This is a genomic window from Nitrospira sp. (genome assembly GCA_029194535.1).
In the GTDB taxonomy this organism is placed as follows: Bacteria; Nitrospirota; Nitrospiria; order Nitrospirales; family Nitrospiraceae; genus Nitrospira_C.
On the sequence record JARFXR010000001.1, the window covers coordinates 633,001 to 652,911 of the forward strand.

Annotated in this window: 17 protein-coding genes and 2 tRNA genes; 7 read left to right on the top strand and 12 right to left on the bottom strand. The window is 59.0% G+C overall.

Annotated elements, in window-relative coordinates; genetic code table 11:
- Positions 1-23: 23 nt before the first annotated feature.
- The 4 genes from P0111_02945 to typA form a co-directional block, all read right to left on the bottom strand.
- Positions 24-365, bottom strand: a complete 342-nt coding sequence (locus P0111_02945; GenBank protein ID MDF0642963.1) for a thioredoxin family protein — start codon at positions 363-365, stop codon at positions 24-26.
- A gap of 71 nt (positions 366-436) precedes the next feature.
- Entirely contained in the window at positions 437-907 is a 471-nt protein-coding gene (locus tag P0111_02950; GenBank protein MDF0642964.1) for a redoxin domain-containing protein, read from the bottom strand.
- Positions 908-1,196: 289 nt separating this feature from the next.
- Entirely contained in the window at positions 1,197-1,946 is a 750-nt protein-coding gene (locus P0111_02955; GenBank protein ID MDF0642965.1) for a hypothetical protein, read from the bottom strand.
- 86 nt (positions 1,947-2,032) lie between these two features.
- Positions 2,033-3,889 (bottom strand): translational GTPase TypA, encoded by a 1,857-nt coding sequence (gene typA, locus P0111_02960; protein MDF0642966.1) that lies wholly within the window; start codon positions 3,887-3,889, stop codon positions 2,033-2,035.
- Between the two features lie 187 nt (positions 3,890-4,076).
- Between typA and P0111_02965 the strand changes: the two genes are divergently transcribed.
- Complete coding sequence (locus P0111_02965) at positions 4,077-6,470, top strand: PBP1A family penicillin-binding protein (protein MDF0642967.1); 2,394 nt, start codon at positions 4,077-4,079, stop codon at positions 6,468-6,470.
- Positions 6,471-6,494: 24 nt separating this feature from the next.
- Here the strand turns inward: P0111_02965 and iscX are convergent, their stop codons facing one another.
- The 7 genes from iscX to P0111_03000 form a co-directional block, all read right to left on the bottom strand.
- On the bottom strand, positions 6,495-6,713 hold the full coding sequence (gene iscX / locus P0111_02970) for a Fe-S cluster assembly protein IscX (protein ID MDF0642968.1): 219 nt from the start codon (positions 6,711-6,713) through the stop codon (positions 6,495-6,497).
- A gap of 88 nt (positions 6,714-6,801) precedes the next feature.
- A complete protein-coding gene (gene dnaK / locus P0111_02975; protein ID MDF0642969.1) occupies positions 6,802-8,622 on the bottom strand; it encodes a molecular chaperone DnaK in 1,821 nt (606 codons plus the stop codon).
- Between the two features lie 30 nt (positions 8,623-8,652).
- Positions 8,653-9,324 carry a Fe-S protein assembly co-chaperone HscB gene (gene hscB / locus P0111_02980; GenBank protein ID MDF0642970.1) on the bottom strand — a complete coding sequence of 224 codons (672 nt, stop codon included), beginning with the start codon at positions 9,322-9,324 and terminating at the stop codon, positions 8,653-8,655.
- Positions 9,325-9,432: 108 nt separating this feature from the next.
- Positions 9,433-9,786, bottom strand: a complete 354-nt coding sequence (locus P0111_02985; protein MDF0642971.1) for an iron-sulfur cluster assembly accessory protein — start codon at positions 9,784-9,786, stop codon at positions 9,433-9,435.
- A gap of 27 nt (positions 9,787-9,813) precedes the next feature.
- Positions 9,814-10,197 carry a Fe-S cluster assembly scaffold IscU gene (gene iscU, locus P0111_02990; GenBank protein MDF0642972.1) on the bottom strand — a complete coding sequence of 128 codons (384 nt, stop codon included), beginning with the start codon at positions 10,195-10,197 and terminating at the stop codon, positions 9,814-9,816.
- 45 nt (positions 10,198-10,242) lie between these two features.
- Entirely contained in the window at positions 10,243-11,463 is a 1,221-nt protein-coding gene (locus tag P0111_02995) for an IscS subfamily cysteine desulfurase (GenBank protein MDF0642973.1), read from the bottom strand.
- A gap of 8 nt (positions 11,464-11,471) precedes the next feature.
- On the bottom strand, positions 11,472-11,942 hold the full coding sequence (locus P0111_03000) for an Rrf2 family transcriptional regulator (protein ID MDF0642974.1): 471 nt from the start codon (positions 11,940-11,942) through the stop codon (positions 11,472-11,474).
- Between the two features lie 146 nt (positions 11,943-12,088).
- On the opposite strand from P0111_03000, the gene P0111_03005 reads away from it, so the two are divergent.
- Complete coding sequence (locus tag P0111_03005) at positions 12,089-12,505, top strand: 2Fe-2S iron-sulfur cluster-binding protein (GenBank protein MDF0642975.1); 417 nt, start codon at positions 12,089-12,091, stop codon at positions 12,503-12,505.
- Between the two features lie 57 nt (positions 12,506-12,562).
- On the opposite strand, the gene P0111_03010 is transcribed toward P0111_03005, so the two are convergent.
- Entirely contained in the window at positions 12,563-13,267 is a 705-nt protein-coding gene (locus P0111_03010; GenBank protein ID MDF0642976.1) for an FAD-dependent oxidoreductase, read from the bottom strand.
- Between the two features lie 127 nt (positions 13,268-13,394).
- Between P0111_03010 and gltX the strand changes: the two genes are divergently transcribed.
- From gltX to P0111_03035, 5 genes are all read left to right on the top strand, one after another.
- Positions 13,395-14,810, top strand: coding sequence for a glutamate--tRNA ligase (gene gltX / locus P0111_03015; protein ID MDF0642977.1), 1,416 nt, complete (start codon positions 13,395-13,397; stop codon positions 14,808-14,810).
- Positions 14,811-14,938: 128 nt separating this feature from the next.
- Positions 14,939-15,012 (top strand) — tRNA-Gln (locus P0111_03020).
- 51 nt (positions 15,013-15,063) lie between these two features.
- Positions 15,064-15,137, top strand: a tRNA-Gln gene (locus P0111_03025).
- A gap of 773 nt (positions 15,138-15,910) precedes the next feature.
- Positions 15,911-17,215 (top strand): hypothetical protein, encoded by a 1,305-nt coding sequence (locus tag P0111_03030; protein MDF0642978.1) that lies wholly within the window; start codon positions 15,911-15,913, stop codon positions 17,213-17,215.
- A gap of 605 nt (positions 17,216-17,820) precedes the next feature.
- Positions 17,821-19,704 carry a PKD domain-containing protein gene (locus P0111_03035; protein ID MDF0642979.1) on the top strand — a complete coding sequence of 628 codons (1,884 nt, stop codon included), beginning with the start codon at positions 17,821-17,823 and terminating at the stop codon, positions 19,702-19,704.
- The last annotated feature ends 207 nt before the right edge of the window (positions 19,705-19,911 follow it).

Sequence of the window (19,911 nt, forward strand, 5' to 3'; positions counted from 1 at the left end):
CTTGGGTAGCAGCTTCAGGGAGCTCAGGCGGTCGATGACGGCAGCAGGTGGTCTGAGATCAGCGAGGCGAGTTCGGCCGGCGCCACCACTCCTTCTCGGGTCAGAAGCAGTTTACCGTGGGCAAAGAAATGTGTGGTGGGATAGGTCTCGAACACGTGGGTTTTCTTGATCTCGCGACATCGCCCCGGCACATGCATCTTGGCCTTGCCGACTTTGACCGTTGGAAACCGCGCGGCGATCTCTTCCAGGATCGGATCGTAGGTCTTGCAGGGTTCACAGGTCGCGAGGCCGTAGGCGACCACCGAACCGGCGCCGTTCACGAATTCCTTGTAGTTCTCGTCGTTGACGTCCAGTACGGTACTCATAGGCAGTGCTGAGTGCTGAATGCTGAGTGTGAGAGAAGAAATTCCCTCAACTCAGCACTCAGCACTGACGGCTAGTTCAGCTTCGCCAACGCGGCGAGAATATCCTTGTCCTCGCGCGCAACCTTGATTTCCTGCACTTTCACATAGGCGACCTTGCCGTTCTTGTCCACGATCACCGTCGCACGTTTCGAACAGTTCAGCGGCTCGAAATACAGGCCGTATGCCTTCGCCGTGGTGCGATGGACGTCCGACAGCAACTGATGCTTGAGGTCCATCGCGTCAGCCCAGGCCTTGTGGGAAAAGAAACTGTCGCAGCTGATGCCGAACAATTCGGCGTGCGCGTTTTGGAACTTGGGGAAGTCGTCCGAGAGGCACTTGTTCTCTCCCTGGCACACGGGGCTCCAGTCCAGCGGATAGAAGCAGAGCACCACGTTCTTCTTGCCGCGGTAGTCGCTCAACTTCACGTCCTTCTGATCCTGGTCCTTCAAGTTGAAATCGGGGGCGGTGTCTCCAACCTTGATTTCAGGGGCTACGTCGCTCATCAGATGTCCTCCTTTACGAATGTTGAAACTGCCGCCAGCGTTGTTCTCGCATCACTCGGGCGCTCGACGTACAACAAACGTACGCCTCGCTTCCTCGTTGGTTGCGGCCGCGCTGGACGGCCAGTTTGAACATTCGATGTAGTGTGTTGTTGGCGTTTGCTTAGAGGCCTTCGGGAGGGTCCTCTATCCGACCTTCGACTTTTGTACCGTGCTCGTTGAAAGCTTGTCAACGGCCCTGAAGGCCTAGCCGATCCGGTAAACTCTCTAACTGGCTGATATCGCAGAAGATCTATGCCTTGATCTCCCGGAACCCCTGCATGCGCCCTGTTGGTGCGGCAGTGCGATGATTGGTGACCCTGATGGTGCGTCCGACCATCGGCAGGTGAAACGCCGTGCCGATTTTCGGGGAGACGCCGATCCGGATCATTTCATGAGCGGATTCTGCCAGCAGATCCTTGGACTGTTGCTCGGAGAGTCCCTTCGGCTGGAAGGTCTCCAGCTCGTCTATCCCGAATTTGGCGAGCCCCAGCGTGTACCACCATGTGTGGTCTGGCCTGGCCTCGTCGTCCTGGGCGACCGTGACATGGTCGTCGACGACGAACTCCGTGAGGGTGCGGTCTTTCCAGTCCGAAGGATTCAAGTATTGGCGGGTCGCCAAGTCGTGGGCGGTGCCCTGAGTCAGGAGCGTCAGCCCGCGGGTCACCCGCGCGGCGAAGAGCACCGAATCGGGCATCTCGCGCGGGGTCGTCACCGACGGCGCGACCGCTCCCATCGATTCATGCTCCCATGCCAGCTGGTCTTTGAGCCCGGCCTGATGGGAGGCCGGAAGGGGAATGACGACATGCGCAGTCCAGGGTCCATGGCTGAGACGCCAGGACTCCGGCGAGTCCTCTTCGGGTCTGATGAACAGGGGACCATGATACTCGAGATCGTACCAGGTCTTGAGTTCCTCGGCGCCGGGCGCGCTGCCTCGATAGCCGATGAAGTAGAGCGGCGGCCGTTTGGAAGAAGGTTTGGGGCCTTTCTTCTTGATTCTCAAGTCTGTCGTCCCTCGTGAATCGTCTCTCGCCAGTTGCCGCTCACCTCTTTAAGCGCTTCACGAGCGATGTTTCACGCATCACACACTCATTTCCCGGCTTTGCGGGCCTTGCGGCGGTCTTCAGGATTGAGCAGTCGCTTCCGGATGCGAAGGTTGTGAGGAGTAACTTCGACCAATTCATCCTGTCCGATGTACTCCAAGGCAAACTCCAGCGACATCTCTCGAGGCGGCGTCAGGATCAAGGCCTCATCCGATCCGGAGGCGCGCATATTCGAAAGGTGTTTCTCCTTGCAGACGTTGACGTCGAGATCCTCGTCGCGGCTGTTCTCGCCGACCACCATCCCGCGGTACACCTCGACGCCCGGGCCGATGAACATCACGCCGCGTTCCTGAGTCATGAATAGAGCGTAGGCGGTGCTGGCCCCGTCTTCGAAGGCGCAAAGCGATCCATGGGGTGTGATGAGCAAGTCCTCCTTGTCGGCCGCTTCGTAGGACTTGAATACGTGATGCATGATCACCGTGCCTCGCGTCTTGGCCAGTAGAATGTTCTTCAGTCCCATGATGCCGCGGGTCGGAATGTGGTATTCCAGATGCATTTCGCTCGGCCCGGCGTCGGAATGAACCAGCCTCATGTGGCGCATTTCGCCGCGACGCTTGCCCACCTCCTCGATGACGGCGCCCTGATAGGTTTCCGGCACCTGGATCGTGAGCTCTTCATACGGCTCAGTGACCTTGTCTCCGTCGCGATGAAGAATGACTTCAGGCTGGCTTACCTGCAGTTCGTACCCTTCTCTCCGCATTTGTTCGATCAGCACCCCAAGATGCAGTTCCCCGCGGCCGGCGACGAGAAATCGGTCGGCGCTGTCCGTCTCCTGTACGCGCAGGGAGACGTTGGTTTCGAGCTCCTTGAAGAGTCGTTCCCGCAGATGGCGTGAGGTGAGGAACTTACCCTCACGTCCGGCAAACGGACTGTTGTTCACGGAAAAGGTCATCTGGACGGTCGGCTCGTCGATCGTGACTCGCGGCAAGGCCAACGGTTGTTCCGCATCCGCCACGGTGTCCCCGATATTGACCTCGTCCAGGCCTGCGACGGCGACGATCTCCCCGGCCTCGGCCTGCTCGACGTCCGTCCGTTCCAGGCCCGAGTACACCGCGAGGTCCGAAACTCTGCCGGGATACTGCGCGCCGTCCTTCCCGACGACGATGACCTGTTGCCGTCGCGCGATCGAGCCCGATTGGATCTTGCCCACGGCCATCTTTCCTTTGTAGGAATCGTAGGCCAACGCCAGGACCAGGATCTGAAGGGGTGCCTTGCTGTGAATGGTGGGAGCCGGAATCTTCTGCAAGACCGTATCGAGCAAGGGGGTGATGTCGGTGCCGGGCTTGTTGACATCGAGCGTCGCGATGCCCCTGATGGCGGACGTGTACACGAGGGGGAAGTCGAGCTGCTCATCCGTAGCGTTCAGATGCACGAACAGGTCGAAGGTACGGTTCACCACGTCGTCGATGACCGCGTCCGGCCGGTCGATCTTGTTGATGACGACGATGGCTTTGTGACCGAGCGCCAGCGCCTTGCGCAGCACGAAGGTCGTCTGCGGCATCGGCCCTTCCTTCGCGTCGACGAGAATGAGAACCCCATCCACCATCCGCAGCGTCCGTTCCACCTCGCCGCCGAAATCCGCATGGCCCGGCGTATCGACGATGTTGATCTTGACGCCCTGATAGGTAACGCTGGCGTTCTTGGCTCGGATCGTGATGCCGCGTTCACGCTCCTGGTCCATCGAATCAAGAATCCGCTCCCCCATATCCTCGATCTTGCGATGGACTCGGGTCTGGCGCAGCAGGGCGTCGACGAGCGTGGTCTTGCCGTGGTCGACGTGCGCGATGATGGCGATGTTGCGGATATCGTTTCGTCGATCGTGAGGGGCGCGTAAGTTCGACATGATCGTAGCGTTCGTCCGGCGAAAAAAAAGACGCCCCTGTCGGGCGTCGGAAAGCAGTATACCCGAAGCGCCGGCGAGGGAACAAGCGGAACCGCGACGGCTGTTTGCTTGAGTTTTCGGACCTCCCGGGGTATGGTGAACTCCACGAATTCCTACCCATGACCGGGCCCGACAGGGCATCAATCCAATGTCAACGATCGATCGGCCAGTTCAACTCTCGGATACCCCTCGCCGACCACCGCCCAAGCGACACTGGCGCTGGTGGCAGATCGCGGTGTTGTGCGTGCTTGGGCTCGGACTGGCCGGGGTGCTCGCGCTGGCGGGCTTGCTGTGGCACTACTCTCAGGACCTGCCGGACTTGAATCAGCTGCAGAACTACCAGCCAAGCCTCGTGACGCAGGTGTATTCGTCAGACCGCCAGCTGATCGGCCAGTTCTTCATCGAGCGCCGGATTTTGACGCCGCTCTCGGCCGTCCCGGAGCAGCTGCGACGAGCTGTCATCGCGGTCGAGGACGTCCGGTTTTTTGAGCACCCAGGTCTGGACTATATCGGCATCCTGCGGGCGGCCTGGACCAACGTGCGCCGCGGTGGAAAAGTCGAAGGCGCCAGCACGATCACGCAGCAACTGGCCCGCTCGCTCTTCCTCTCTTCCGAGCGGACGTTCGATCGGAAAGTGCGGGAACTGGTGGTGGCCTACAAGATGGAGCTCGTGTCGTCCAAGGAACAGATCCTCGAGCTGTATCTGAATCAGATCTATTTCGGTCAAGGCGCGTACGGAGTGGCCTCCGCGGCGCAGTCCTACTTCGGCAAGGACCTGTCCGCGCTGTCCGTGGCGGAAGCGGCGTTCCTCGCCGGGCTTCCCAAATCGCCCAATCATTTTTCTCCGTTCAAGAACTTCGAGCGAGCCAAAAAGCGCCAAGAGCATGTGCTCGCCCGCATGGAAGATGCCGGATTCCTGACCGGCGTGGAACGCGAGAAAGCCGCCTCGGAGCAGTTGAACTTTCGACGGCCCGGCAGCGAGCAAGTCGCGCCGTATTTCGTGGAATATGTCCGCCAACTGCTGATCGCGAAGTATGGGGAGGCCATGGTCTACAAGGGTGGACTCAAGGTCATGACCACGCTGAATCTGGAGATGCAGCAAGCAGCGGAATCCGCTTTTGCCGCGGGGTTGCGCGAGATCGACAAGCGTCAGGGCTGGCGCGGGCCGGTTCGGACTGTGGACCTCGCTTCGGTGCCTCCGGCCGCGGCGGTGGGTGCCTCGTCCCAGCCGGTGAAGGTGGGGGACTACCGGGAAGCCGTGGTCGTCAAGATCGGAAAGGATTTCTATGACATCCAGGTCGGAGACACCCAGGCCAAATTGACGTTCGACGACATGGCCTGGGCCAAGCGGAAGCTGACAGGGCCCGACGCAACTAAAGATTTCGTCGTCAATCCGAATCCGAAACAGATTCTCAAGCCCGGCGACGTGGTCGAGGTCGCCGTCAAGAAGGTCGAGAAGGACATCGTCTTCGTCCAATTGGAACAGACCCCGCTTGTAGAAGGGGCATTGATTGCGATGGAGCCCGGCAAGGGTGCCATCCGAGCCATGGTCGGGGGCTTCGACTTCAATCGTAGCGAGTACAATCGCGCGGTGCAGGCCCACCGGCAGCCCGGCTCCGCCTTCAAGCCGCTGATTTACGCGGCGGCCGTCGATCAGGGGATGAGTCCCGCCTCCGTCGTGTTGGATGCTCCGGTCGTGTATGAGCAAATAGAAGAGGAGAAGACCTGGAAGCCGGAGAATTACGGCAAGCGATTCCACGGCTTGGTGAGCCTTCGCGATGCGCTGGCCCAGTCGCACAACCTGGCCACCGTCCGGTTGCTGGAGAAAGTCGGCGTTAGGAACGTCATCGAGTTCTCCAAAGCGGTCGGGATCTCCAGTCCGTTGGCTTCCGACCTGTCGCTGGCGCTGGGATCCTCCTCGGTCGGGCTGATGGAACTGACGTCGGCGTACGGTGTGTTTCTCAACCAGGGCAATCGCGCCGAGCCTTATGCGATCTTTTTTGTGAAGGACAACCAGGAGAAGGTGCTCGAGCTCGCGGAACCGGAGGGCCAGGATGTCATTTCCAAGGAAACGGCCTATTTGATCACCAACATGATGGAAGACGTCGTGCAGAAGGGAACCGGTCAGGCGGCCAAAGCGCTGGGACGTCCCGTTGCCGGAAAGACGGGCACGACTAACGATTTCATCAATGCCTGGTTCATCGGCGGGACGCCCAATCTGGTCGCGGGTGTTTTCGTGGGTTTCGACGACCGCCGTTCACTTGGAGAAACGGAATCCGGTGCCCATGCGGCTCTGCCGATCTGGATCAATTTCATGAGGACGGCGTTGAAACAGGTTCCGGTGGTGCCGTTCGTCATCCCGGAAGGCATCACGTTCGTCAAGGTCGATCCCTCGACCGGGCTGTTGAACAACGACGTGGAAGATCAGCCGGGCAGCGTTGAGATCTTTACGAAAGGCAGTGAGCCGACACAGGCGGCCCAGCGGCGATTGGATCCGACGGATTTTTACAAGCTGGATCAGATAGCGGAAGGAAGTCAGTGAGGCGCGGGCAGGTCGGCGCGTTCCTCAGCCCTGTGAATCTTTGAACTCTTCATGCCAGGCCATTTGAATCGCTTCCAGAATTGATTCTATCCCATCACGCCGCTTCGGATCGTCCTTGAAGTCCGGCAGGGCGACGATCCAGGCATGCATGTCGGTGAAGCGGACGGTGAGAGGATCCGTCTCAGGATGTTCTTCCACCAGCCGAATCGCGATCTCCTCCGCATCCTGCCACTTCAAATCCATGCATGACTCCTTCGTCTCTCGTCGTTCGTGAAGCGTGAAGCGTGAAGCGTCCAGATGGTTTTGCGAGATACGTTTCACGAGCGACGCTTCACGTCACCTCGGTGATTTTCTTGCCCTGTAAGCCGCGTTTCAACGAATCGTTCAGCAGTGCAACGGTCAGATTTTTCGCCGCCTGTTCGAGTTCCGTCATTTTTCCTCTGACGGCTCGGGGATCGGCACCATCTTTGGCAAGAGACAGGTTCGAGACTGCGACCCGTACCGCAGCCGCTTCTTCCTGGGAAATCAGGCCGGCCGAGTCTTCCAACGACTTTTCCGTGGCGGTGATCAGCGCGCCGGCGTCCAACCGGGCTTCGATCAGTTTGCGGGCGTTGACGTCCTCCATCGCAAACTTGAACGAGTCTTCGATCATTTGTTCGACTTCTTGGTCGGACAGACCGTACGAAGGCTTGACCTCGATCGACTGGCTCTGCTCCGTCCGCATGTCTTTGGCCGCCACATTCAGAATGCCGTTGGCGTCGATCAGAAATGTGACTTCGATGCGCGGCACTCCGGCCGGTAGCGGCGGAACTTTGAGGCGAAACCTCGCGAGGCTGCGATTGTCTTTGACGAGCTCGCGCTCCCCTTGCAGGATGTGTATGTCCACCCCCGTTTGCCCGTCGACATAGGTCGTGAACATTTCCTTGGCGCTGGCCGGGATCGTGGTGTTGCGTCTGATCAAACTGCTCATGACCCCGCCCATCGTTTCGATGCCCAGCGAGAGGGGGGTCACGTCCAACAGCAGCATGTCCGTGGTCCCGCCGCCCAGAATGTCCGCCTGCACGGCAGCGCCGAGCGCGACGACCTCGTCCGGATTCAGATCACAGTGGGGTTGTTTGCCGAACAAGGCCTCGACCTGCCGGCGGACCAGCGGCATGCGGGTGGCTCCGCCGACCAGGACGACCTCGTCGATCCCCTTCGGTGACAGACCGGCGTCCTTCAGGGCCATACGACAGGGGGCCAGGGTGCGATCGACAATGCGCATCGTGAGGGATTCCAACTGATCGCGGGTCAGCTCCCTCGTGTATAGGCCCTTGCCGTCCGGCAGTTCGAGGGAAACGGAGGTGATCATCACATCCGACAGCTTGATCTTGGCCCGTTCTGCCTCGAGACGAGCGGCCTGGAGATGGTCCGGATAGGCTCCCAGGTCGATGCCGTAGGTCCTCTGGATGTCCGCGACAAAAGCATCGACGATCAGGCGGTCGAGATCGTCGCCTCCCAAATGCGTGTCGCCATTGGTGGCCAACACCTCGAAGATCCCGTTCTTCAGCTTGAGGATCGAAATGTCGAAGGTGCCGCCCCCGAGGTCGTAGACGGCGATGGTGCCTTGGGTTTTCTCTTGCAGCCCGTAGGCCAGTGAGGCGGCCGTCGGCTCATTGATGATCCGAAGCACCTCCAGGCCGGCGATCATGCCGGCATCCTTTGTGGCCTGTCGCTGACTGTCGTTGAAATAGGCCGGAACCGTGATGACGGCCTTGGTGATGCTCTCGCCGAGATGCGCCTCGGCCCGCGCCTTCAGCTCCTTGAGCACCATCGCCGAAATTTGTGGAGGCGAATAGGTCTTCCCGCCCATTTTGATGCGAATGACGCCGCCTTGCTCGCTCACCTGATAGGGGAAATAGGCCAACTCCTCCTGCACATCCGCCAGTCCCTTGCCCATGAAGCGCTTCACGGAATAGACCGTTCGTTCCGCGCTGCGCGTCAAATATTCCTTCGCGGCATCGCCGACGATGAGGCCGTTATCGGTGAGCGCGACGACGGAAGGAACCATCGTGCGGTCGTTGCGGCCGGCAATGACGCAGGGCCGCCCGTCCTTCATGTAGGCAATCAGCGAGTTGGTCGTTCCGAGGTCTATGCCGACGATTCGCGCCATGGACTCAAGCAGTCGAGGTGATGTTCGCCGTTACTCGATCGTGGCGACGAGGTCGCGAACGATGTTGCCGATGTAGGTGCGATGGGACAGCAGGTCGCGCATCTCTTTCAGCAGCCGCTCTCGTTCGCTTCTGGACTCGTTCGTCGCTTCGCCGCAATCCTGCAATTCGTCCCATTGAGTGAACAGTTGGTGGAGTTGCGTCTCGATGGCTTTCGCCCGTTCCTCCAGCTTGCGTTGTTCGGATTGGAGCGCCGGGCGAAGTCGCTGCGCGGCATCGGAGGCGCGGTCCACAGCCCGGTATTCGTCGAGAGTGTCCTGCAATGCCAGGATTTCTTCGAAGAGATCGGCGGGAGGCGAGGTTCGGATGTCCTTCACGGAGCCGGCTTCCAGCGAGAGCAGATATTCCGCACGCTGAATCGGGTCGCGAAGCGTCCGATAGGCGGTGTTCAGGGTGGCGGCGTTGCCGAGGCTGATGGCCTGTTCCGTCTCAGTCTTATTTTGGTAGAAGTCGGGATGAAACGCGCGGCTGAGCTCGTAGAATGAGGCCTCCAGCTTCTGTACGTCGAGGTTCAGCCGCCGGGGAAAGCCCAGGCAGCTGAAGTAGTCGGCGTCTTTCGAAACCGGTTGCACCTTGACGCAACGCTCGCAGAAATATTCGCCGGACACTTCGGATTGACAGTGCCAGCACATGCTGCGAGCCATCTGCAGTTCACGTCTGTCGGAAGGATGCGTATGTGGGACCATGAGCAAAAACGGGCATGGCATCTCGCCATGCCCGCTCCATCGAGGATCAATCTTGTAACGGCAGCCTTAGGCCGAGAAGGACTCTCCGCAGCCGCAGGTCTTATTGGCGTTCGGATTGACGAACTTGAACGAGCCGCCCATCAGATCCTTCTGGTAATCCAGTTGGGTGCCTTGCAGATAGATGGCGCTCTTTGCATCAACGATGACTTTGACCCCTTCGAAATCATAGACCTGGTCGTACTGCCCGATCTTTTCGTCGAAATTGATCGTGTAACTCAGGCCCGAGCAGCCGCCGCCTTTCACCCCCAGGCGTAACCCGCCATCCGTGATGCCCTGAACGTTGATAAGCCGCTTGACCTCTTTCAACGCGGCATCGGAGAGGGTGATGACCGGAGTCTGGGTTGTCGCGTCCTCGTTCATATCGAGCGTCCCCTTTCTCGTGTCGGCTTACTTAGTCTCCGACTTTTTTTGATAGTCGGCCAAGGCCGCTTTGATCGCGTCCTCCGCCAGGACGGAACAATGGATCTTGACGGGCGGAAGATTGAGTTCCTGCACGATGTCGGTGTTCTTGATCTTTTGCGCTTCTTCGAGCGTCTTTCCCTTCAGCCATTCCGTCGCCAGGCTAGAGCTGGCAATGGCAGAGCCGCAGCCGAACGTCTTGAACTTGGCGTCGACGATCGTATCGTTCTGCACCTTGATCTGGAGTTTCATGACGTCGCCGCACTCCGGCGCTCCCACCATTCCGGTACCGACGCCGTCCTCCTCCTTCTTGAAACTCCCCATGTTCCGTGGATTATTGAAGTGATCTACTACTTTATCGCTGTACGCCATGGTCCGCCTCCGTGAAGATTCGACGTTCCGGTTTGAGAATTGTGGTCAATGAGCCGCCCATTGAACCGTTTTCAGGTCGACGCCGTCTTTGGCCATTTCATAGAGTGGTGACATCTCTCGAAGCTTGGTCACTACCTCAATAACCTTCTTGACCGTATAGTCAATCTCCTCTTCGGTGTTGAACCGACCTAGGCCGAATCGGATCGAAGAGTGGGCCAGTTCCGTTCCGACGCCCAGCGCCCGCAACACATAGGACGGCTCCAGGGTCGCCGACGTGCAGGCGGAGCCGGACGAGAGCGCGATATCTTTCATGCCCATCAACAACGATTCACCTTCGACGTAGGCGAAAGAAATGTTCAAGTTCCCCGGCAGTCGATTGGTCGGGTGACCGTTGAGATAGGTTTCTTCGAGGGCTCCCATGATGGCGCTCTGGAGCCGATCCCGCATCTTGGTCAACCGCTCGGTTTCGGCCGCCATCTCCTGTTCGCAAATCTCGCAAGCCTTGCCGAATCCGACGATCAACGGGACAGCCAGCGTTCCTGAGCGCATACCCCGCTCGTGCCCGCCGCCGTCCATTTGGGCGGCAATCCTGACCCGGGGGTTTTTCTTGCGCACGTAGAGGGCCCCCACGCCTTTGGGGCCGTAAATCTTGTGGGCCGAAAAGGACATGAGATCGATGCCCATGTCCTGTACGTCCACTGGGATCTTGCCGACGCCTTGCGTGGCGTCACAGTGGAAAAGGACGCCTTTTTCTTTGGCGATCTTCCCGATCTGCTTGATCGGGTTGATCGTTCCGATTTCATTGTTGGCCAGCATCACGGAGATCAGAATGGTTTTGTCGGTGATGGCGTTGCGCACGTCCTCGGGATTGACCATGCCCTGCTTGTCGACCGGCAACAGCGTCACGGTGGCCAGGCCCTTTGCCTCCAGCGCCTTCGCCGTATCGAGCACGGCACGGTGCTCGGTCAAGGCGGTGATGATGTGCGTGCCCTTCTCCTTGTACATCTCGAGCACGCCTTTGATCGCCAAATTATCGGATTCGGTGGCGCCGCTGGTGAAGACGATCTCTTTCGCGTCGGCCCTGATCAGCTTGGCGATCTGCTTCCGGGCCTTGTCGACTGCTTCTTCGGCCTCCCATCCGAAAGCATGGTTGCGGCTGGCGGCATTGCCGAACTTTTCGGTGAAGTATGGGAGCATGGATTCCAGCACGCGCGGATCCATGGGGGTGGTGCTGTGGTTATCGAGGAAAATCGGAAGCTTCATCATTCGACTCCTTATTGGACTCCTTGCGCCGTGGATGACTGAATGGTTATTAGCGGTGTGCCGCCCAGCATGTCCTGGAGCGTCATGTTGTTGAGCAACTGATAAATGCTGTCTTGCACCTTCAATAACGGCGTGCGGATATTGCAGTGCTCCCGCTGTGAGCACACATCGCCGTCCTTCTCGTGGGAGCAGTCGGTAATACCCAGAGGGCCTTCAATGCTCTCAAGAATTTGCGCGATCGTAATCTCGCCGGCGCTTCGCCCCAACACATAGCCTCCCTTGGGGCCATTGTGACTTTCGATCATGTCATGCTTGGCCAGGGTCTGAAGCACCTTGGCCAGGAGTTCGAGTGGAATGTTGTACTCCTCCGCAATCTCTTTGGTGTTGACCACACGGCCCGGAGTGACATCGCCTGACTGGACCGATGCGATGTGCTGAAGGGCCATCAGGGCGTAATCAGCTTTTTTTGAAATCTTCAACATGGGTATTGCCGATCGGATGGATCGGAGACTATAATGATCTCCGATCGTGTAGGTCGGACTAACGATAACACGGGCTCTTCAGTACTGTCAACTGCGGTAGAGCTGGCTCTAATCCCTCAGTCGCACGGAAGAAAGGAATGAGTTCAATGGGAGGCACGAACCCTTATATTGAGAAAAGCGACGTCGAGTTACCGACACGTCCCTATAGTGTCACCTTTGTAGCACCGAACGGCGCGGTGACCAAGGTTCAGGTGGACCCCAGCAAGATCCCCTTTGGGGTGACCGGATTGCCGGGGAGTCTCCTTGATATCGCGATGGGACACGGAATCGAATTAGAGCATGTTTGCGGGGGAGTCTGTGCTTGTTCTACTTGCCATGTGATCGTCAAACAAGGTTTGGAGAGCTGCAATGAAGGTACGGACGATGAATTCGACCAGCTTGACGAGGCTCCGATGACGACCCTCCAATCACGCCTCGGCTGCCAGTGTGTGCCCAATGGAACCAAGGATATCGTGGTGGAGATCCCTGCCGTGAATAAGAACTTGGTCAAGGAAGGTCATTGAATCCCAGGAGCGGCTCCGACCGGTCGCGGGTTGCTGTAGTGCACTGGTCCCGCATCTTCAGTCATATGTTTCAGTCTTGACCTCCTTCCGTTCATATCCTGCCTCGACGAAATAGGCCCGCAGCGGCCGCACGAAGTTTTTGGTTCCGCACAGCATAGGCAGCATTGTGGGGCCCCCGCTCATCAACGGGCGCAGCATCGAAAGAACCAGATCGACGCCCTGTTGCGCTCCACCAGCCGCGACCAGCGGCAGATACCGGAAGCCCGGATGGTGGACGGCCAAGGTCAAGAACTCGTGATGAAACAGCAGTTCATCCTCGTCCGGAGCGACCGCGATCAGCAGAACGGATTCCGTTCGCTGCTGCGAGTACATCTGCTTCAGCATACAGCGGATGGGGACCAAGCCCGTAAAGCGACCGATGAGCAGGAGTTCGTGGTCGAGTCGAGGAGGAAGCGTAAAGTTGCCATAGGGACCGGACAATTGGACGTCGTTGCCTGGACTCAGTCCGTAGAGATAGCCGGATCCCAGCCCTTCGACGACCCGATCCAATATCAGCGTGAGTTCGCCCGAAGCCGTACCCGGCGCCGCCATCGAGTACGCTCGGTTGAGCGGAGGGTTGGGGCCCACCGGTAGTTTGAGCGAGACCCATTGACCCGGGCTGAACGAGAGCGGACGCTCTTTCGGGAGCAGTACCAGCTGCCGAACTTGCGGTGTGAGATCGGTGACGGACAGCAGCGTAGCCCACTGAGTGAGTTCCGCCATACGATTCGATTCATATCAGAAGGGCGCGCCGGAAGAAAGGGTGCCCACGAGTCACATTGCTGTACAAGACTTTTCAGCCCATGTTATAGATACGCCCCCTATCATCACGATGTCGCAAAGGTAAACCATGTCCGAGGTCCGTGTCCGATTCGCGCCGAGTCCCACCGGGTTTCTCCATATCGGTGGGGTCAGGACGGCCCTCTTCAATTGGCTCTTTGCCCGCCAGCAGAACGGAGTATTCGTTCTGCGAATCGAAGATACGGATCAAGGCCGATCGACGGAGGAATCGATCGCAGCCATCATCGAAGGGATGAAATGGGTCGGACTGGATTGGGATGAGGGGCCCTTCCGTCAGACCGAGCGCGTGGACCTCTATCGCCACCATGCCATGACCCTGTTTGAGCAGGGGCGCGCCTACTGGTGCGTCTGCAGGCCCGAGGAGCTGGAGACGCGTCGACGGGAAGCCGAGACATTGGGACTCTCGCCGCGCTACGACGGTCGCTGCCGCAACCTCGGTATCGCCCATCCTACCGGAGAGGCCGCCCTCCGCTTCAAGGCGCCGCAGGACGGCCAGACGGTGGTCGACGACCTGATCAAGGGGAAGGTGGTGTTCGACAACTCGGTATTGGATGATCTCATCATCCTTCGGTCGAACGGCTATCCGACCTATAATTTCTCCGTCGTCATCGATGATGCGTTGATGGGGATCACCCACGTCGTACGCGGGGACGACCATCTGACCAATACCCCGCGCCAAGTCCCGATCTTCGAGGCTCTTGGTTTCCCGGTTCCCCTGTTCGGCCACTTGCCGATGATTCTGGGGGCGGACAAGGCCCGCCTCTCGAAGCGACATGGGGCGACGTCGATCATGGCCTACAAAGATATGGGGTATCTGCCCGAAGCCATGGTGAATTATCTGGTTCGACTCGGATGGTCTCATGGCGATCAGGAGGTTTTTACCAGACAGGAACTGATCGAGAAGTTTTCCTGGGACCACGTACAGAAGTCCGCCGCGGTGTTCAGTCCGGAGAAGCTTCAGTGGTTGAATGCCGAATATATCCGGACCAGCCGGCCGGAGCGGGTGGCTGACGCGCTGGTTCCTCTACTGGAGTCGGCCGGATTGACGGAGCAGGTTCGCTCGGTGTCGAAGGAATGGTTGGCCCAAGTTGTCGTGCTGGTCAAGGAGCGGGTAAAGACGCTGGCCGATATGGTGATGTGGGTTACGCCCTATTTCGGCGAAGCGGTCCCATTCGATGAGGAGGCCGCAAAAAAATTCCTGACGCCGGCCGCCGCTCCGGTTCTGGCAAAGCTGTTGGCGCGGTTCGAGGCGTTCCGGACCTATTCTAAGCCGGATTGGGAGGACACCTTCAAGAAGCTGGTCGAAGAGGAAGGGTGGAAGATGGGACAACTGGCGCAGCCGGTCCGCGTCGCGCTCACCGGCCGTACTGCGAGTCCAGGCCTCTTCGAAGTGATGGAGGTACTCGGTCGGGACCGAACTCTATTCAGGCTTCAGCAGGGGATCGAACGGGCGAGAAACTCCTAGGCTGCGCGTCGAAGGATGCTCAAAACGGTCACCAACAAGGCCGCGGCGAGCGGGGATGCGAGGCGCACGCTTTTCAGCACCCTTCAACTTGACGGACTCAGGACCCTTATATTACTGTGAATGCCGGTTGGGGGATCGTCTAGCGGTAGGACGTCAGTCTCTGGATCTGACTACCTAGGTTCGATTCCTAGTCCCCCAGCCAATAATCTTTTTTCTCACGTCTCATCTGCTATCGTGGAGTCCCATGCCGCGCTGGGGGATCGTCTAGCGGTAGGACGCCGGCCTTTGGAGCCGGCTACCTAGGTTCGATTCCTAGTCCCCCAGCCATTATCTTCGCCCTGTACTGGCTCCAGGTCGCAGCACATCCTCCTCCTCGGTCCTCTCCTTCCCTGTGGGCGTGGTTGCGGTTTTGGTATCGGTCCCACTCAAACTTCCTCGGTTCACGGCTTCGCGCAGATGCTCCGAAGCGAGATGGAATGACCGGAGTGTGGTTTGAATGTTCCGGTGGCCGAGGCTCGTTGCCGCATCATGTGACTTGTCACATCTCCTAGATCATACGGCGCTTTCCCCTCCGTCCCGGGGCCCCGTTCGCGCGATTGCGATTGTCACTCCCGCTGCTTCATACCCTCCGGCCCACAGGTTTTGGCGAGTCCGCCATTCCTTGTGGTAGACTTGCTCCGATGCAACCTCTCAGGTCATCTGTCCCAGTCCTCTGGCTTGCCCTGCTCTTGTCGCTGTCAACCACCGCCGATCGGGTAATCGACCTCGTATTTGAAGAACCGGAGCCTACCGCGTCCGTCCCAGCAACGACCGAGGAACCTGATAACGCCGCAGAACATCTCCTCATCCCGTCGCAGCGTGCCGTCGAAAGTACCGCGGACACCATCGTGATATCCGCGACAACGGCCCTCGCGCTTACGACCATCACGGTCGCTCCAATGATCGACGGTTTTCTGAGAGCAGCTTCGCCGCCTCACCGCGCCCGCAGTAGTCCCGTCTCTTTCACCGTCCCACTTCGCATCTAGAGCATCCAGCGTCTCCACGTCTTGCGCTCGTCCAGAGTAGTGGATGAGCATGTCATCGTCTCATGGAGGCCTGTGATGCAACACGTCTTTGTCACGCACTATGGCGTATCCGTCTTCCTACGGGTTTTCGTCACGTTGTGTGCGGGGTGGACATTCACACACTCATTCGCCTGTTGTGCATTTGCCGCAAATCGTATCGCGGAGGGGGAAACGATCTGGATCACAACGATCCATCTTGAGGGATTGCTTCATACGAAACCGGAGACCGTTGAGCGGTTACTGCCTCGCCCTGTGCCCGCAGAATTCAGCCAGGTCGAGGTGGACGAGTTTGAGCGTCGAGTGCGGAATCTCAGTTTGTTCGATCATGTGCAGGTGCGACGAGAGGACGAGATCCTGACCGTGACGGTTCAGGAAAAGATTACCCTCGCGCCCATCTTGAGCTTCACCAGCGGGTCCTCGCTCAAAGACCTGAATGCGACAGTCGGCCTGGTTGAGTACAACCTCTGGGGAACCGGCACGCAACTCGGGGGACAGTTCAATTACAGTCAACGAGGGCCGAATGTCGAACTGTGGCTTTCGCAACACGCCTTTGAACCCCATCGCTGGGCCAAAGAGATCAAGGGATCCTACAATGTGAATGGGATTCGGTTTGCTGATTCAACGGCAAGCTGGAACCGGAATCGCATCGGGACTGAACTCGAGCTGAAGGGGCCCTATCGGTATGGGTCGCCCCTGCGGTATGAGGTGGTCGTCAAATTTTACCGCGAGCTCGTGGAGCGCGAGACCGGACCGAACCAACCGCCCAACGGGTATTACGTCGGGATCATCCCGGAACTAACCTGGGACCAGTATCACTGGCACGATCTTGTACCTCGCGGGTACCGAATCGTCCTCGAACTTCGGCCTGGATACTTCTTCGGGCCGAATCAGCAGCGTCATGAAGCTGAGTTACGGTATCTCCAAGGTATCCCCTTGGGATCCTCCACCGTCTTCATGATCAACGGCGTGGCCGAGGCGGTCAACGTCACCGACAATCCAAACCACAGTTTATTGATCGGCAGCATTACCGGCGTCAGAGGTCTATCCGACAACCTATATCGGACGAGGGCCCAGTCCTACGCCAATCTGGAACTCCGGCACGCCGTCAGACTGGCGCCGCGTTGGGCCGTGCAAGGTGTGCTCTTTTCCGATGTTGGGACGTTTCAGCCGTTTGCCTCAACAGGACGTCCAGAGGATTGGCAAACGGCAGTGAACACAGGTGTCGGGGTTCGGATCATTCCGACCTTTCTGTCGAACACCTTGTTCCGTCTGGACCTGGCCCAACTGTGGAGACCTGAACCGAACAGTCTCGTCCAGATCGGTATCACGCAATATTTTTGAATGAAAATATTCGACAAAAAACATCCCTCTGAACCCTCAAGGCCAAGGCGCCTAACACGTGCACCGCCCCACGCCGGCGACGCCCAGTTATCCGGTCGGATCCGAAAAAGCCTGACCTGTCAGATAGCGCACGCATTCCCTGGCTCAAAGAACAAGGCGAGCGGAAATTCGGTGTCGCTCTCCACTTGGACGTTGCGAATGGGAAAGTGGAGGGTCTGACGGACCGTGGCAAGGAAGTCGGAATGGGTGCCGGGGTGCGTTGTGCTGAACAGGGTCGGCCGCCGTGTGTGCCAAGGCCCAGTCCATAATAGAACACGACCTGAGCAACCGAGGGCTGTATGGTCATCCCTCCACGCATGACGAATTCGACAATGTGACCAGCCGGGCCATCAGTCAAATTATGTTTATGTATCAGTAGCTTACAAGCCGCTCGCGAGTTAGTATGATTCACCAGTCAGCTCCTACAGGTCGAATACTTACTGCGGTCTCCCCTCATCAAAAATAGATCACTAAAAATAGGTCACTTACTTGCCATGCACCGTCATGGCATAGGCTTTGCTGTTGCCTCACCCGACCTTCATGATGATGACCAGTATTGAGAAAGCATGTTGAACCGCAATCGGGGGCGCGCTGCAGACATCGTGCGGGTTGCCCTATTTGTTTTCGCATCAACCGTCGGTCTGATTGGTCTTAGCGCTTGCGGCGAGGGCGGCAATGTTGCTGTTCCTCCCGCTGACGTCCCGGCCAGTACCACACCAGTCGCCAACGCGGGCCCGAACCTGGTGAATATCCCCGCTGGCACCCCCATTACCCTGAACGGCAGCGCCAGTACCGACCCGCTTGGTCATCCACTTGCCTACAATTGGACCCTCGTCAGCAAGCCGGCCGGCAGCGGCGCGGACCTGGCGAATCCGGCGAGCGTCTCCCCAAGCTTTACGGTCGACCGCGACGGCGTCTACAAGGCCCAACTCGTCGTCAACAATGGCGTGGAAAACAGCGTGCCTGATACCGTGAACATCTCCACCATGAATGAGCCGCCGGTGGCCAATGCCGGCCCAGATCAGGGAGTCAAGGCTCTGGGATCGTTCGTCACCCTGAACGGCAGCGCGAGCAGTGACCCCAACGGGGATCCGCTCACCTACAGTTGGACTCTGCTCAGCAAGCCGGCCGGCAGCGGCGCGGACCTGGCGAATCCGGCGAGCGCCTCTCCAAGCTTTACGGTCGACCGCGACGGTACCTATACGGCGCAACTCACCGTGAACGATGGCCGGCAGAACAGCGCTCCCGATACTGTGAAGATCTCCACCGCGAATGTTCCCCCGGTGGCCAACGCCGGTTCCGACCAGACGAGCAAGGCCGTCGGATCGCTCATTACCCTGAACGGCAGTGCGAGCAGTGACCCCAACGGGGATTCGCTCACCTACAGTTGGACTCTGGTCAGCAAGCCGGCCGGCAGCGGCGCGGACTTGCCGAATCCGACCAGCGCCTCTCCAAGCTTTACAGTCGATCGCGACGGCACCTATACGGCGCAACTCGTCGTGAACGATGGCACGCAGAACAGCGCCCCCGACAATGTGAACATCACTACGGTGAATGAGCCGCCGGTGGCCAAGGCTGGACCTGACCAGGCGGGCAAGGCCATCGGATCGCTCATTACCCTGAACGGCAGTGCGAGCAGTGACCCCAACGGGGATTCGCTCACCTACAGTTGGACTCTGCTCAGCAAGCCGGCCGGCAGCGGCGCGGACCTGGCGAATCCGGGGAGCGCCTCTCCAAGCTTTACAGTCGATCGCGACGGCACCTATACGGCGCAACTCGTCGTCAACGATGGCCGGCAGAACAGCCCCCCCGACAGCGTCATCATCACCACGGTGACCAACGGGGGCACCGTCCGCCAGACGCTCGCCGCAGACAACTTCAATCGCTCCGACAGTGCGGATTTGGGAAGCGCCTGGGGATCCGGCTACACCGACAAAGTCCCAGCGATGATCGTGTCGCAACAGGTGCGGGCCATCGATACCAATCTAGCCGACCCCAAATCGGCGGAATCGTATAACGCCGTGGCGCCTCCGAGCGATCAGTGGTGCCAAGTCACGCTGGGAACATGGACCGGCTCGGAGGATCGAGAACTCGGCTGTATCTTGCGCGCGCAACCTGCCCCCACGGTCGACTGGTACTGGTGTTACGCACGCGCCAACGGGGCCCGCAATGCGGCGATTGTCAGCCATCACCCGGGCGGTGCGGGCGATACCAACCTGGCGAGTGATTTTTCGGTGGAGTGGGCCGCGGGCGACAAGCTCCGCTGTGAAGCCCAAGGCACATCGCTCCGTCTTTACCGGATTCCCGCCGGCACCAGCACTGAGACGCTGCTGCTGTCCGCGACGGACGGCGAATTTACCGGCGGCAGGACCGGACTTCTGCTATGGATGAAAACAGGCGGTGATTTGTCACATGCCACGGTGGATGATTTTTCGATGGGCCGGTTTTAGACGACAGCTCAATCGCCTCCCAGTGCCACCCTGACCCTGGTCCTTCTGCCGCTTGCTTCAGCCGTCGCTTCGTTCACTGACATGCCCATTGCAGCGAGGCCAGGTCGATGACCCGCCCCATTACCCGCCATGAAACGGAGGAGCGACTATCGATGGTAGCCGCTGAAGCGGGATTCGGGGTAGTCTGTGAGAGTTCCGGTAAGGTAG

Coding starts and splice junctions, on each gene's coding strand:
- P0111_03010 (MDF0642976.1), bottom strand. CDS start 13,267: ATGGCGGAACTCACTCAGTGGGCTACGCTGCTGTCCGTCACCGATCTC.
- P0111_02965 (MDF0642967.1), top strand. CDS start 4,077: ATGTCAACGATCGATCGGCCAGTTCAACTCTCGGATACCCCTCGCCGA.
- typA (MDF0642966.1), bottom strand. CDS start 3,889: ATGTCGAACTTACGCGCCCCTCACGATCGACGAAACGATATCCGCAAC.
- P0111_03035 (MDF0642979.1), top strand. CDS start 17,821: ATGTTGAACCGCAATCGGGGGCGCGCTGCAGACATCGTGCGGGTTGCC.
- P0111_02945 (MDF0642963.1), bottom strand. CDS start 365: ATGAGTACCGTACTGGACGTCAACGACGAGAACTACAAGGAATTCGTG.
- dnaK (MDF0642969.1), bottom strand. CDS start 8,622: ATGGCGCGAATCGTCGGCATAGACCTCGGAACGACCAACTCGCTGATT.
- gltX (MDF0642977.1), top strand. CDS start 13,395: ATGTCCGAGGTCCGTGTCCGATTCGCGCCGAGTCCCACCGGGTTTCTC.
- iscX (MDF0642968.1), bottom strand. CDS start 6,713: ATGGATTTGAAGTGGCAGGATGCGGAGGAGATCGCGATTCGGCTGGTG.
- P0111_03005 (MDF0642975.1), top strand. CDS start 12,089: ATGGGAGGCACGAACCCTTATATTGAGAAAAGCGACGTCGAGTTACCG.
- P0111_02985 (MDF0642971.1), bottom strand. CDS start 9,786: ATGAACGAGGACGCGACAACCCAGACTCCGGTCATCACCCTCTCCGAT.
- P0111_02950 (MDF0642964.1), bottom strand. CDS start 907: ATGAGCGACGTAGCCCCTGAAATCAAGGTTGGAGACACCGCCCCCGAT.
- P0111_02995 (MDF0642973.1), bottom strand. CDS start 11,463: ATGATGAAGCTTCCGATTTTCCTCGATAACCACAGCACCACCCCCATG.
- iscU (MDF0642972.1), bottom strand. CDS start 10,197: ATGGCGTACAGCGATAAAGTAGTAGATCACTTCAATAATCCACGGAAC.
- P0111_03030 (MDF0642978.1), top strand. CDS start 15,911: ATGCAACACGTCTTTGTCACGCACTATGGCGTATCCGTCTTCCTACGG.
- P0111_03000 (MDF0642974.1), bottom strand. CDS start 11,942: ATGTTGAAGATTTCAAAAAAAGCTGATTACGCCCTGATGGCCCTTCAG.
- hscB (MDF0642970.1), bottom strand. CDS start 9,324: ATGGCTCGCAGCATGTGCTGGCACTGTCAATCCGAAGTGTCCGGCGAA.